13 protein-coding genes are annotated in these 13253 nt (G+C 73.1%); 7 read left to right on the top strand and 6 right to left on the bottom strand.

The features are described from left to right. The 3 genes from ACFQ87_RS40675 to ACFQ87_RS40685 form a co-directional block, all read left to right on the top strand. The coding region (locus tag ACFQ87_RS40675) for a universal stress protein (protein ID WP_380616000.1) at positions 1 to 525 on the top strand (525 nt) is incomplete at its 5' end. Between the two features lie 73 nt (positions 526 to 598). Further along, positions 599 to 1072 carry a nucleoside deaminase gene (locus ACFQ87_RS40680; protein WP_380616001.1) on the top strand — a complete coding sequence of 158 codons (474 nt, stop codon included), beginning with the start codon at positions 599 to 601 and terminating at the stop codon, positions 1070 to 1072. A gap of 220 nt (positions 1073 to 1292) precedes the next feature. After that, complete coding sequence (locus ACFQ87_RS40685; protein WP_380616002.1) at positions 1293 to 2348, top strand: thioesterase domain-containing protein; 1056 nt, start codon at positions 1293 to 1295, stop codon at positions 2346 to 2348. A gap of 118 nt (positions 2349 to 2466) precedes the next feature. Here ACFQ87_RS40685 and ACFQ87_RS40690 read toward each other — a convergent pair whose 3' ends face one another. Both ACFQ87_RS40690 and ACFQ87_RS40695 read right to left on the bottom strand, forming a co-directional pair. Continuing rightward, entirely contained in the window at positions 2467 to 4020 is a 1554-nt protein-coding gene (locus ACFQ87_RS40690) for a DHA2 family efflux MFS transporter permease subunit (protein WP_380616003.1), read from the bottom strand. Between the two features lie 113 nt (positions 4021 to 4133). Further along, entirely contained in the window at positions 4134 to 4757 is a 624-nt protein-coding gene (locus ACFQ87_RS40695) for an NADPH-dependent FMN reductase (RefSeq protein WP_380616004.1), read from the bottom strand. A 142-nt stretch (positions 4758 to 4899) separates the two neighbouring features. Here ACFQ87_RS40695 and ACFQ87_RS40700 point away from each other — a divergent pair, with 142 nt between their 5' ends. The 3 genes from ACFQ87_RS40700 to ACFQ87_RS40710 all read left to right on the top strand — a co-directional run bounded on the left by ACFQ87_RS40700 (position 4900) and on the right by ACFQ87_RS40710 (position 8468). Continuing rightward, positions 4900 to 5643, top strand: a complete 744-nt coding sequence (locus ACFQ87_RS40700) for a TetR/AcrR family transcriptional regulator (protein WP_380616005.1) — start codon at positions 4900 to 4902, stop codon at positions 5641 to 5643. Between the two features lie 113 nt (positions 5644 to 5756). After that, positions 5757 to 6131 (top strand): hypothetical protein, encoded by a 375-nt coding sequence (locus ACFQ87_RS40705; protein WP_380616006.1) that lies wholly within the window; start codon positions 5757 to 5759, stop codon positions 6129 to 6131. A gap of 15 nt (positions 6132 to 6146) precedes the next feature. Continuing rightward, on the top strand, positions 6147 to 8468 hold the full coding sequence (locus ACFQ87_RS40710) for an SAM-dependent methyltransferase (RefSeq protein ID WP_380616007.1): 2322 nt from the start codon (positions 6147 to 6149) through the stop codon (positions 8466 to 8468). A gap of 52 nt (positions 8469 to 8520) precedes the next feature. Here the strand turns inward: ACFQ87_RS40710 and ACFQ87_RS40715 are convergent, their stop codons facing one another. Genes ACFQ87_RS40715 through ACFQ87_RS40730 form a run of 4 tightly spaced genes read right to left on the bottom strand, consistent with a single transcriptional unit; the run spans position 8521 to position 12532 of the window. Continuing rightward, positions 8521 to 9333: an ABC transporter permease gene (locus tag ACFQ87_RS40715; protein ID WP_380616008.1), complete on the bottom strand. Its 813-nt coding sequence runs from the start codon at positions 9331 to 9333 to the stop codon at positions 8521 to 8523. A 13-nt stretch (positions 9334 to 9346) separates the two neighbouring features. Beyond that, entirely contained in the window at positions 9347 to 10240 is an 894-nt protein-coding gene (locus ACFQ87_RS40720) for an ABC transporter permease (RefSeq protein WP_380616009.1), read from the bottom strand. Then, complete coding sequence (locus ACFQ87_RS40725) at positions 10240 to 11433, bottom strand: ABC transporter substrate-binding protein (protein ID WP_380616010.1); 1194 nt, start codon at positions 11431 to 11433, stop codon at positions 10240 to 10242. The genes ACFQ87_RS40720 and ACFQ87_RS40725 overlap by 1 nt, the downstream gene beginning before the upstream one ends. A gap of 43 nt (positions 11434 to 11476) precedes the next feature. Then, positions 11477 to 12532 carry an ABC transporter ATP-binding protein gene (locus ACFQ87_RS40730; protein ID WP_380616011.1) on the bottom strand — a complete coding sequence of 352 codons (1056 nt, stop codon included), beginning with the start codon at positions 12530 to 12532 and terminating at the stop codon, positions 11477 to 11479. Positions 12533 to 12707: 175 nt separating this feature from the next. On the opposite strand from ACFQ87_RS40730, the gene ACFQ87_RS40735 reads away from it, so the two are divergent. Beyond that, on the top strand, positions 12708 to 13253 hold a 546-nt coding region (locus ACFQ87_RS40735), incomplete at its 3' end, for a PucR family transcriptional regulator ligand-binding domain-containing protein (RefSeq protein WP_380616012.1).

Raw genomic sequence — 13253 nt, forward strand, 5'->3', positions numbered from 1 at the left:
GTACGCGGCTTCCTGACCGGTTCGGTGAGCCAGGAGGTGCTGCGCCGGTCGGCCTGCCCGGTGGTGCTGGTCCGGGCCCACGAGAGCGAGCCGGCCGGTCCCGTGGCGGTCGGCATCGACCTGGCGCACCCGGCGGAGGAGGTGCTGGCCTTCGCCTTCGAGGCCGCCGCGCTCCGCTCGGCGCCGCTGCGGGTCGTCCACGTCTGGAGCCCTCCGGCCGGCAGCGAGTACATGTCCTACGGCGCGATCGGCGGGCTGGAGCGCGAGGTATCCGCCGTCGAGCGGACCGGGCTCGCCGAGGCCCTGGAGCCCTGGCGGGCCCGTCACCCCGAGGTGGAGGTGACGGACGAGCTGGTCCGGGGCAAGCCCGCCGTCGAGCTGGTGGACTCGGCGGCGACGGCCCGGCTGCTCGTCGTCGGCCGCCGCACCCGGCACCTGCCGCTGCGCCACCACCACCTCGGCCCGGTGGCACACGCGGCGATCCACCACGTGCACTGCCCGGTCGCCGTCGTCCCGTACGGCTGATCCGGGCGAAATGACCTCCCCGATGCCCCCGCTTCGCAATCCCACCGTTCGGCCCACCCCTGAGGAGTACGTCATGGCCGATCACACCCGCGCCCACCTGCTCGCGGCCATCGATCTCGCGGCCTCCGCCCGGGCGCACGGCAACCACCCGTTCGGCGCGCTGCTGACCGACCCGGACGGGAGCGTCCTGCTCACGGCCGAGAACACCGTGCTCACCGACCACGACGTCACGGCCCACGCGGAGACCAATCTCGTCCGGCAGGCCTCCCGCGCCCTGGCTCCGGCGCAGCTCGCCAAGGCCACCCTGTACTCCAGCACCGAGCCCTGCGCGATGTGCGCCGGCGCGATCTTCTGGAGCGGCATCCGCCGGGTCGTCTACGCGCTCGCCGCGACCGACCTGAACGTCATCGCGGGCGTGGATCCGGAGGAGCCGGTGCTCCACCTGCCGTGCCGCCAGGTCTTCGCGGCCGGCGGCAGCTCCGTGGAGGTCTCGGGGCCGCACCTGTACGAGGAGGCCGCGGCGGTGCACACGGGGTACTGGGGGTGAACAGCGGGGCCGCGCGACACCCGCAGCGCGGCGGCCCGGCCGCTACCTGCTGCGGCAGGCGGACACGGCGCTCGCGGACCTCGCCGCGGACCGGGTGACCGGCGTCGCGGTGCTCGTCGCGCGGTAACCGTCGCAGGCGGGTGGGCGGACCCGGGGTGGACCGCGGCGATGCGTCAGACTGTTCGACGTCGCGAACGGCAGGGCACGGGGAGGGGCAGCGGTGGGCACGGACGTCGTCAGGGAGCTGGGGGCGGCACTCGGTTGCGGCGACCCGGCGGTGGTGGTCCATCTGCTGCCGGGCGGCGGACTCAACGTCGCCGCCGACTACTGCACCGCGCAGGGCCGCAGTCTCGCGCACTTCCTCGCCGACCACGGGTACCTGGTCATCGGCACCACCCCGCCCGAGGACGCGCTGACGCCCGATCGGATCGGGCCGCAGTGCGCCGACTGGGGCCTGGACGGGCACCGCACGGACCTCGAACGGGTCGTCTCCGCCGTCGAGTCCCTCACCGGCCTGCCCTACGAGCTGCTCGGCCACTCGGCCGGGGCCGCCCTCGCCCTGGCCACCGCCGCCCGGGACCGGGGCGAGGCCCTGCGGCGGGTGCTCGTCCTCGACACCACCGGCCCCTACGACCCGGAGACGGAACCGGAGCTGGTCGCGAGGGCCGAGGCGCTGACCCGCCTGTTCCAGCAGCAGCTGGAGGCGGGTGCCTGGACCGTCGACCCCGGTCTGAAGGGCCTGTTCGCCCGCGCCACCACCGCCCCGGACGCCCCGAGCGGGGTGCCACGGCCGGTGGACGGGGCCGGGCAGTTCAGCAACCTCGGCCTGCTGCACTACGCCCTGACCCACACCCGGGACCTGCCCGGGGCCGCGAACTGGATCCACCACCGGGGCCACAGCAGCGGCTCCTACGTCTTCGGCACCACCCCCGGGGACGACCGCTTCGCCCTGGAGCACACCCCGCTCGCCGTCTGGACGGAGGCGATCGCCCGCCTCGGCAGCGGCCTGCAGCCGACCGCGTTGCTGCGCGACCTGGCGGCGGTCTGGGCCGGTCTGACGGAGGTCCACCGCATCGACTGGGCGGCGATCCGGGCCGAGGTGGTCTGGGTGAACGCCGAGTTCGGCCGCGGGGACCACGACCTCGGTGCCCGCCTCATCCGCCGGGGCGGCACCCGGGTGGACTACCGGGTGGTGCCGGGCTACGGCCACGGCGACGTGGTCTGGTCGGCCACCGCCGAACGCGACGTGTGGGAGTCGCTGCTGCCCCGCCGCTGAAAGCCTCCCGCACCGGTCGTTCAGCATCCGGTTCGCAGTCGCCGGAGACGGACGGCCCTGCGCCGAGGGCGCCGGACGGAGCAGCCGCACGTCCCGTACCCGGTCGAGCTGTGGCGCGCTACGCCGTCGCCTTCGCCGACTCGGGCTCCGGGGCCGGGCCGGGAGCCGACATCGACTCCTGATCCGGCTCCGGGTTCGGCCGGGCCAGGCAGGCGACCGCCGTGGTGAGGGCCGCCAGCACCACCGCTCCCGCCACCGCGCCGTGCAGGCCACCGGTGACCGCCTCCCCGACCGCGGGTCGGACGCCGGCCGGCAGCCCGGTGAGCGTCGCCGGGGTGAGCCCGCCGCCGGTGAGCCGGGCGGCCGACTCGGTGCCGAGCCGCTCGGTGAGGGTGTGCGCCATCCGGGCCGTGTAGACCGCGCCGAGCACCGCCATGCCCAGCGATCCTCCGATGCTGCGCAGCAGGGTGACGACCCCCATCGCGGCGCCCATGTCGCGCGGCGGGACGGCGCCCATCGAGGTCAGCAGGGTGCTCTGCATGAGCAGCCCGATCCCCACCCCGGCGACCGCGGTGAGGCCGGAGGCGACCACCCGCGGCGTGCCGGTACCGAGGAGCAGCAGCAGGGCCGCTCCGATCAGGGCGACGGCGCCGCCGATCAGCGGGTAGCGCCGCTCGCCGCCGGTCCGGCTCATCAGCTTGGCGGTGAAGAGCTGGGCGCCGACCATGCCGAGCATCAGCGGCAGCAGCAGGAGGCCGCCGGTGGTCGGCGAGGCGCCCTGGACGAACTGGAGGTACTGCGGCAGGTAGCCGGCCAGGGCGAGCATCATCGCGCCGGTGAGGAAGCCCAACACCTGGGCCACGGTGAAGTTGCGGTCGCGGAACAGCGCGGGCGGCACCAGCGGTCCGGGGACCCGCCGTTCCACCCGGGCGAACCAGACGAGCGCGACCGCCGCGACGGCCCCCGTGCCGAGGATCCACGGCGAGGTCCAGGCGTATGTCACGCCGCCCCAGCTGCCGATCAGGGTGAGCCCGACGATGCCGGTGGTCAGCAGGGCGAGGCCAGCCCGGTCGAAGGGGGCGCGCACCTGTTCCGTCCGCAGCCGTACCCCGAGCGCGACCGCCACCAGGGCGAACAGCCCGACCGGCAGGTTGACGTAGAACGCCCAGCGCCAGCTCAGCCGGTCGGTCAGGAAGCCGCCCAGCAGCGGCCCGCCGACGAAGGCGACCGGCATCAGGATCCCGACCACCGCCTGCACCCGCCCCCGGTCGGTGGCCGGGACGAGCACCCCGATCACCGAGAGCGCGCCGACCATCAGCCCTCCGGCGCCGACCCCCTGGAGCGCGCGGAAGGCGATCAGCTCGGCCATGTCGCGCGACAGCCCGGAGAGCACCGAGCCGGCCAGGAACACCACCACCGCCCACTGGTACGCGCCCTTGCGCCCGTACAGGTCACCGAGCCGGCCCCAGACCGGGGTGGCGGCGGCGGAGGTGAGCAGGTACGCGGTGACCGACCAGGAGAGGTGGTCCAGCCCTCCGAGGTCGCCGACGATGGTCGGCAGCGCGGTGCCGATGATCTGCCCGTCGAGTACGGAGAGGAAGATGCCGAGCATCAGCCCGAGGATGCCCAGCAGTGGCGGCCTGGGGCGCTCCTCGGCCGGTTCCGTCACCATGGTTGGTCCGCCTTTCCCGTGTTCCGGTAGTCCGTCGGTTCGTCTGTCCGCTTGCCCGGCTGTCCGCTTGCCCGGCTGTCCGTTTGTCCGTTTGTCCGGTGCCGGTGCCCGGGTCAGGCCGCGAAGGGGCGGACCCGCCGGGCCTCGCGAAGGGCGTGCGCCCACCAGGCCAGTTGGTCGAGCATGGTCTTGGCGGCGGCGTCGGCCGCCGGGTCGAGAGCCTTGCCGTCCGCGTCGAAGCGCTGCGCGGCGCCGTGGAAGCTGACCGTGTTGCGGATCGTCGTGGCGTTCAACTCGGCGAGCACTACCCGCAGTTGCTCCACGGCGCGGAGGCCGCCGGAGAGTCCGCCGTAGGAGACGAAGGCGACCGGCTTGCCGTGCCACTGGCGGTTGTGCCAGTCGATGGCGTTCTTCAGTGGGGCCGGGAAGCTGTGGTTGTACTCGGGCGTGACGATCACGAAGGCGTCGGCGGCCTCCAGGCGGGGCGAGACGGCGGCGAGCAACTCCGCGCCGCCCCGGTCGAGTTCGCCACCGAAGGACGGGAAGGTAGTGGGCAGCGGAGTGTCGACCAGGTCGACGAGGTCGACGGCCATGTCGTCGCGGGAACCGAGGTGGCCGAGCAGCCAGTCGGTGACGACCGGCGCGAACCGGCCACTGCGGGTGCTGCCGACGAGTACGGCCACCCGCAGCCGCTCCTGAGCCTGACCGGGCCGCGCCTGCTGCTGGTCGTTGGACATGGGGGTCCCCCTCCGAGTCGATGTGTACGCCGTATCGGCAAGATACAACGTACACACCGAGGTGTACGCCGTCTACTGCAGATACGCCGTACGCTCGGAGTGGTACGGTGGGCCGACACCCAGCCGGAAGGAGCCCGCCGCCATGCCCGCCCCGCAGGCCCCCACCGGGGACGACGACCAGGCCAAGCCCCAGACCTCACTCTGGGAGCGCCTCGACCGCCCGGCCCCCGCCCCGCGCACCACCCTCACCCCGCACCGGATCGCGGAAGCCGCGGTCGCCATCGCCGACACCGAAGGCCTGGACGCCGTCACCATGCGCCGCCTGGCCACCGCGCTCGGCGTCGCGCCGATGGCCGCCTACCGGTACGTGTCCGGCAAGGACGAACTCATCGAGCTGATGGTCGACTTCGTCTACGGCCGGCTCCCCCTGGACGCCCCCGCCACCGACTGGCGCGACACCATGCGCACCCTGGCCGTCCAGCTGCGCGCCATGAGCCTGGCCCACCCGTGGACCGCCCGAGCCGCCGCCTCCGCCCTCACCCCCAACCAACTGGCCGTCCCCGAGCGCGCGTTCGCCGCCCTCGCCGAACACGGCCTGGACGCCGACACCACCATGGCGGTCTTCCGCACCGTCACCGGCTACGTCCGCGGCTCGGTCTCCGCCGAGATCGCCCTCCTGGCGCTGCAGCGCGAGCACGGCTGGGCCGACGGCGACGAGACCCGCGCCGGCCTGGCCTCGCGGATGTCCTGGCTGATCAACACCGGACGCTACCCCGCCTACCAGCGCTACCTCCGCGAGGGCACCCGCAAGGACGACCAGGACTGGCAGTTCGAGACCGGCCTCGACTGCGTCCTCGACGGCATCGCCGCCCGCCTGGGCATCTGACACCGGCCGCCCGGGGGCGACCGTGGACGCCCGCCCGCCCGTCCGACCTCTGTCCGGCCGAACGCCCGTTCAGTAGCATGAACTCGCCTCCGCCCGTGGCCCCGAGGGGACGAGTGACCGCCGTGATCGCCCTGACCGCAAGCAGCCTGCCCGTCGACGTCGTGGACGTCGACATCGTGGACGTCGACGTGGACGTCGACCTCGTCCTGGACGGCGATGACGCCGACTTCGCGCCGCAGAGCACCCTGGGCGTCTTCGAGTTGGACGCGCCGATCCTGATGCCGCCCACCCCGCAGATCACCCAGATGGAGCCCGCGCCGCAGGTCATCCAGATCGACTTCGAGCTCGACGCACCCGTCCTGACGGAGCCCACGCCGCAGATCAGCCAGACCTACGTCCAGCTGGACCCCCCGGTCCTGGTGGACCCGTTGCCGCCGCAGGTCACCCAGGCGGTCGTCGACATCGCCGGCACCGCGGACGCGGTCTGAGGCCCGCGCCGCCGAATGGACTCCGACCGCCGCTCCGCGCACCGCTACACCCGCCCCTTCGACCGCTTCCCCTCGCGCCGGGAGCACGAGGCCCGCTGGGCCGAACTGTCCCGGGCCATCGCCGCGGCCGGGCCGCCGAGCAGCGAACCGGCCGAGCTCAAGGGCGAGTTGACCGTCCTCGGCTCCGGCATCGAGGCCGCCGGCTTCACCCGGGCCGACGAGCGGCTGCTCCGCGAGGCCGACCACGTCTTCCACTGCGTGGCCGACCCCGCCACGGTCGTCCGCATCAACGCCTGGCGCCCGGACGCCTACGACCTCAGCGTCCTCTACGACGACGCCAAGGACCGCTATCTGACGTACGTCCAGATGTCCGAAGCGGTTCTCCACTTCGTCCGCGCCGGGCGGCGCGTGGCGGCGGTCTTCTACGGCCACCCGGGCATCTTCGTCCTCTCCAGCCACCGCGCCGTCCGCATCGCCCGCCGTGAGGGCCACACCGCCGTGATGCGGCCGGGCATCAGCGCCCTGGACGTGCTCTGCGCCGACCTCGGCGTGGACCCGAGCAGCCCCGGCATGCAGACCTTCGAGGCCTCAGACCTGCTGATCCGGGGCCGACGGATCGACCCGGGCCTGAACCTGGTGCTCTGGCAGGTCGGCGTCGTCGGCGAACTCGACTACCAGCGTGCCGGGTTCACCAACCGCCACCTGCCCGTCCTGCTGGACCGGCTGGAGGAGGTCTACGGCCCGGACCACACCGTGGTGAACTACATCGGCGCCCGCTACCGGGGCCTGGACCCCGTCACCGCTCACCACACCGTCGCCGCCCTGCGCGACCCGGCCGTTCAGCGCACCGTCACCAGCTCCTCCACCTGGTACCTGCCGCCCGCCGTCGCCGCTCCGGCCGACCCGCGGGCGCTCGAACGCCTCGGCCTGCTCAAGCCCGGCCAGAGTGTCCGCCCGCCCGACGGCCCCCTGCGGATCATCGACGACTACGGACCGCGCGAACTCGCCGCCCTCGACGGCTTCACCGACTTCCGCATCCCGGCCGGCTTCCACTGGCAGCAGGACACGCCCGGCGCCCGGTTCGTCCTCGCCCTCGGCGAGGACAGCGCCCTGCGCGAACGCTACGTCCGGGAGCCCGCCGCCGCCGTGGCGGACTGGGCCCCACCGGAGCTCGGCGCGGCCGAACGCGCCCTGCTGGCCCGGCGCGAGGACCTGGCCCTGCAGGCCGCTGCCCGGGGCGTCCACCAGCGGCCCACGCCGGAGGCGGCGCGGCGGCTGCGCACCCTGCTCACCCGCAAGTCCGAGGCGCGCAGGCTGCTGCGGGACGGCTCGGCGGGCTGGGAATCCCTGCGGCGTGATCTCGACTCCGTCCTCGCCGGTGCCCTCTACCCGTGGACGGGCCTGTACGGCACGCCGGACGGCGAACTCTCCGTCTACCTCCTGGGCCGGGCGGCCGACCCGCCCCGGCACCGGGTCTACGTCAACGGCCGCCGGGTCACCGACCCGCGCTACGAGCGCGGAGTGCTGCGCTGGCGCGGGGCGGAGGGCAGCGACGGTGCCGCATCCGGTGACGGCGGTGAACTGAGGACGGAGTTCGGCCGCGACGGGCGGCGCCGGCTGATCGGCACCGTGGGGCGCGCGGTGCGCCTGACCGACTACCCGCTGCCGGAGGTCCCGCCGCTCGCCGACCTGGTCGGCGGCTACCGGTCCGGAGCCGTGCGCGTCGACGTCGCGCCCGGCGCCCTCGGCTCGGCCCCGCGTCTGCGCGTCACCGTCGACGGCGAACCCGCCACCGCGGCCGTGGTGATCGGACCGGCGGGCTTCGAGGTGGACGGCCTCACCGTCCCGTTCGACCGCGCGGTGCCGGACGCTCCCCCGCACCTGTACGGGAACTACCGGCTGCGGCTGCCGTCACGGCCGGGCGGCGCGGAACTGCGGGTCGCGGAGGACGGCCTCACGCTCGACGGACAACCCGTCCCCAAGGCCGAGTCGAACGGCCGGCGCCTCAGCTGGCGGGACGGACCGGACGTGGTGCCCTGCGCCGACCTCACCCTGCTGCTCGACCCGATCACCCTGCACCCGATGCTCCACGGCACCGGACGGACCGCGGACGGCACACCGTTCCCGCTGATCGGCATGGTCCCGGTCGGCGTCGAGGCCGCCCGACGCCTCGCCGTCCGACCGAAGTTCGGCATCCCGGCCGGCCCGTGGGCCCGGCTGACGGCACTCGCCGCCGAGGCGAGCCAGGAGGGCGGGCTGTTCTGGTGGCACGGCTGGGAGCAGTCGGCCACCGCCCTGCGCACCGTCGAGCGCGCCCTGTGGGAGGACGGGCGGTAGGCGCCGACACCCGGAAGGACGACCCGGCCGGCAGCGGCCGCCCGACGATCGGCTACAGCCGCCCTCCCGGGGTGTCCGAGGACAGCCGCTGGGCCAGGTACACCGGGACCACGGAGAGCAGCACCAGGACCGCCGCCACGACGTTGACCACTGGGGCCTGGTTGGGCCGTGCCAGGTTGGCGTAGATCCAGACGGGCAGGGTCTGGATGCCGGGCCCGGCGGTGAAGGTGGTCACCACGATCTCGTCGAAGGAGAGCGCGAACGCCAGCAGCCCGCCCGCCAGCAAGGCCGACCGTACGGCCGGGAAGGTGACGTACCGGAAGGTCTGGAAGGTGTGCGCGCCGAGGTCGGCCGAGGCCTCCTCGGCCGAGGGGGACGTCCGGCGCAGCCTGGCGACGACGTTGTTGAAGACCACGACGATGCAGAACGTGGCGTGCCCGATGACGACGGTGAGCATGCCGAAGCCGATGCCCGCCGGGCCGAGCACCGTGCGGAACGCGGCGTTGAGCGCGATGCCGGTGACGATGCCGGGCAGCGCGATCGGCAGGATCACCAGGAACGACACCGTCTGCCGCCCGAAGAACCGGTAGCGCTGGACGGCGAAGGCGGTCATGGTTCCCAGGACCAGGGCCACCAGGGTGGCCCCCGCACCCGCCTGCAGTGAGGTCACGAGCGCGCTGCGGGCACCGTCGGACTGCCAGGCCCGTACCCACCACTCGGTGGTGAGTCCGGCCGGCGGCCAGGCGAAGGAGCGGTCCCGGTTGAGCGAGTTGAGCAGGACCAGCAGCAGCGGCAGGTAGACGACGGCGAGGCCGGCGATCGTGGCCGCGCGCAGCGCGATCCGGGCACGGCGGGAGAGGATCACTGGTGTTCGCCCCCTACAGCGAGTCCAGGGCGCCGGTCCGGCGCACGGCGAGCAGATAGCCGACGATCATCACGACCGGTACGCAGGACAGCGCGGCGGCCAACGGCAGGTTGAGCGTCACGTTGTCGGCGATCGCGGTGCCCAGCACCTGCGTCTTCCCCCCGACGATCCGCACGGTGATGTAGTCGCCCAGGCTCAGCGAGAAGGTGAAGACCGACCCGGCGAACACCGAGGGCTTGATCAGCGGCAGGAGCACCGAGCGGAAGGTCCGCCCGGCGGAGGCGCCCAGATCGGCCGAGGCGTCGAGGAGGTTGGTCGGCAGGTTCTCCAGCCCCGCGTAGACCGGCAGGATCATGTACGGCAGCCACAGGTAGGCGAGGACGGCGATGACCGCCGCCGTGCCGTACCCGGGGCTGGCCAGTCCGAACGGGGCGCCGAGCCAGTCGAGCACCCCGCCCTGGCTGAAGATGACCCGCCAGGCGTACACCTTGACCAGGTAGCTCGCCCACAGCGGGGTCAGCACCGCGACCACCAGGAGCTTGCGGGTCCGCGGCCGGGCGATCCGGGCCATGTAGAAGGCCATCGGGAACGCCACCACGGCGTCGATCACCGTGACCGCGGCGGCGATGCCGAGCGTGCGCAGGGCGATCGACCGGTAGACCGGCTCGGTGAGGACGGTGTGGAAGTTCGCGGTGTTCCAGGCCCGGACGACGTTGTAGGTGAAGTCGTCGACCGTCCAGAAGGCCGAGAGCAGCAGGACGCCGAGCGCGCCCAGGTAGGCGAGCACCAGCCAGGCCATCGGCGCCGCCAGCAGCAGCGTCAGCCGCAGCCCGGCGTGCCGGTGCAGGACGGAGGCCGCCTGCCGCATGCCGCCCCGCCGCTGCGGGGCGGCAACGTGGGCCGCCATCAGCCCTTGATCTCGGTCCAGGCGGCGGTCCAGGCGGCGTAGTCGGTGCAGGCCACCCCACGGCCGTCCAGACAGCTCTTGACCGGGGTGGTCCAGTAGTAGACGTTCTTCCAGTACGCCTCGTCGGTGGCGTGGAAGGTGGTGCAGAAGTTCTTGTCCGACGTCTGGTCGCAGGCCTTCGAGTTGGCCGGGGCCTCACCGAACCATTCGGCGACCTGGGCGTTGGCCTTCGGCGAGACGATCCAGTTCAGCCACTGGTAGGCGCAGGCGGGGTGCGCGGCCTTGGCCGACACCATCCAGGTGTCCGACCAGCCGGTCGCGCCCTCCTTCGGCAGCACCGCCTGGACCGGCGCCTTGTCGGCCTGCGCCATGTTGGCGATCACCTGCCAGGTGGTGCCGACCACGGTGTCACCGGTCTTGAAGGAGTTCTCGGCCTTCTGGTAGTCGCTCCAGTACTCGCCGACCGCCTTGTGCTGGGTCTTCAACAGGTCGACGGCCGCTTTGAGTTGGGTGTCGTCCAGGGCGTAGGGGTTCGTGATGCCCAGGTCCGGCTTCGACTTCATCAGGTACAGCGCCGCGTCGGCGATGTAGATCGGGGAGTCGTAGGCGGTGACGTGGCCGGCGTAGGGCGCGGCGCCGTCGAAGACCACGCTCCAGGAATCGGGCGCCGGCGAGACCTTGTCGGTGCGGTACATCAGCAGGTTGGCGCCGCGGCCGTGCGGGATGCCGTACATCTGGCCGTTCACCGAGTTCCACGGCTGGTTCTTCAGGCCCTCGAAGACGTCCGCGTAGTTCGGCACCAGGCCCGTGTTGACGGGTGCGACGTCACCGGCCGCGATCAGCCGCAGCGTCGCGTCACCGGACGCGGAGACGGCGTCGTACTGACCGGTCTTCATCAGCGAGACCATCTCGTCCGAGGTGCCGGCGATCTTCGTGTTGACCTTGCAGCCGGTCTGCTGCTCGAAGGGGTGGACCCAGTCGACGTTCTTGTCGTCCGAACCGTCCTCGGCGTAGCCGGCCCAGGCGACCAGGTTCACCTGGCCCTCACCGGCACCCAGGGACTGGAGCATCGGCAGTTTCGGCGGGTTGAGGCCATGGGCGCCGGTGCTTCCGGCGCTGCTGCCGCACCCTGCGGCCAACAGGACGGCGGCGGTGGCGGCGGCCGCGGTGCGGGCGGTCGAGCGGATACGCATGCGGTGGGTTCCTCTGCTGGTGGGGAAGGCGCTGGTGACCGGGTCAGCCACCGACGCGGACGGTGTGCTTGCGCTGCCAGGCGAGCACGACGTCGGTGCCGCGGTGGCGGAGGACGTCGGCCGAGCCCTCGTCGATGTTCTGCCGGACGGCGGTCAGCCGCCCGCCGGCCTCCAGGTCGACCAGGAACCGGGTGTGGCCGCCCGCGTAGACCACCTCGGCCACCCGGCCCATCGCCGACAGCTCGTCGGGGCCGGCGGGATCGTCCGGGTGCGCTATCCGGATCTTCTCCGGCCGGACGCTGAACAGCCCGGCCTCGCCCACGACCTGCTCGGCCGCCGCGCCGTCCAGCAGGTTGGAGGTGCCGACGAAGCCGGCGACGAAGGCCGTGGCCGGGTGCTCGTACACCTCGGCGGGCGAGCCGACCTGCTCGATCCGCCCCGCGTCGAACACCGCGACCCGGTCGCTCATCGTCAGCGCCTCGTCCTGGTCGTGGGTGACGAACACGAAGGTGATCCCGACCTCGCGCTGGATCCGCTTGAGCTCCACCTGCATCTCGTGACGGAGCTTCAGGTCGAGCGCGCCGAGCGGCTCGTCGAGGAGCAGCACCTTCGGGCGGTTCACCAGCGCTCTGGCCAGGGCCACCCGCTGGCGCTGGCCGCCGGAGAGCTGGGCCGGTCGACGCCGCTCGAAGCCGTCGAGCCGGACCATCGCGAGCGCCGCGCGCACCCGCTCCGCCCGCTCGGCCTTGGGCACCCGGCGGACCATCGGGCCGTAGCCGACGTTCTGCTCGATCGTCATGTGCGGGAAGAGCGCATAGTCCTGGAACACCGTGTTGACGTCCCGGTCGAACGGCGCGAGACCGGTCACATCGACCCCGCCCAGCAGGACCCGGCCGGCGGTCGGCGACTCGAAGCCCGCGATCATGCGCAGCACCGTGGTCTTCCCGGAGCCGGACGGGCCGAGCATCGCGAAGAACTCACCCTCGCCGATCTCCAGGTCCACGCCGTCGACCGCGCGGACCTGGCCGTCGAAGGTCTTCGCCAGCGCTTCGAGCCGCACCGTTCCGGGGGCGCGGTCCGGCCGGTCGTTGCTCTTCAACTCCTGTTGCCCTTCTGATCGGTGTCGCGCAAGGGGCGGCGCAAGGGGCGGATGGCTCGGTCGGGTCGGTTGTGCCGGTCGACTCGCAGGGAACCTTAGGGAGAATCCCCCTATCCGGCTATGGACTGCTGCACGGTCTTCCGCCGCCGAGTTGTGCGGCGCTACAGTCCGGCGCATGTCCGTGACGCTGCGCGAACTGCTCCGGGAAGACGGCCTCGGCCTGCGACTGTGTACCGGCACGGCCGGTGTCGAACGCGTCGTGCGGTGGGTCGCGGTGACGGAACTCGCCGACCCCACACCGTGGATGGCGGGCGGCGAGCTGCTCCTCACCACCGGCCTGCGGCAGCGGACCGCCGCCGCACAGACCGCTTTCGTCCAACGAGTGGCCGCCGCCGGCGCGTCCGGGCTGGGCTTCGGCACCGGGCTGAGCCACCCCACCGTCCCGAGGGCGACGGTGGCCGAGGCCGAACGGCTGGGCCTGGCGGTGCTGGAGGTCCCGTACGAGACGCCCTTCATCGCAGTGAACCGCCTGGTCGCCGAACGGATCGCGGCCGAGGACCACAGCGCTGGGCGGCGGCTGGTCGATCAGCACGACCTGCTGGTCCAGGCCCTGCTGACCGGTGAGGGCCTGACCGCGCTGCTGCGGGTGCTGCGGCACGCCTGCGGCTCCGAGGTCGCCGTGGTCGACCGCCACGGTTCGCTGCTCGCCGCCGCCCCGGAG

The sequence above is a fragment of the Kitasatospora sp. NPDC056531 genome (assembly GCF_042794375.1).
Lineage (GTDB): Bacteria > Actinomycetota > Actinomycetes > Streptomycetales > Streptomycetaceae > Kitasatospora.

Coding starts and splice junctions, on each gene's coding strand:
- ACFQ87_RS40680 (WP_380616001.1), top strand. CDS start 599: ATGGCCGATCACACCCGCGCCCACCTGCTCGCGGCCATCGATCTCGCG.
- ACFQ87_RS40690 (WP_380616003.1), bottom strand. CDS start 4,020: ATGGTGACGGAACCGGCCGAGGAGCGCCCCAGGCCGCCACTGCTGGGC.
- ACFQ87_RS40695 (WP_380616004.1), bottom strand. CDS start 4,757: ATGTCCAACGACCAGCAGCAGGCGCGGCCCGGTCAGGCTCAGGAGCGG.
- ACFQ87_RS40700 (WP_380616005.1), top strand. CDS start 4,900: ATGCCCGCCCCGCAGGCCCCCACCGGGGACGACGACCAGGCCAAGCCC.
- ACFQ87_RS40710 (WP_380616007.1), top strand. CDS start 6,147: ATGGACTCCGACCGCCGCTCCGCGCACCGCTACACCCGCCCCTTCGAC.
- ACFQ87_RS40720 (WP_380616009.1), bottom strand. CDS start 10,240: ATGGCGGCCCACGTTGCCGCCCCGCAGCGGCGGGGCGGCATGCGGCAG.
- ACFQ87_RS40725 (WP_380616010.1), bottom strand. CDS start 11,433: ATGCGTATCCGCTCGACCGCCCGCACCGCGGCCGCCGCCACCGCCGCC.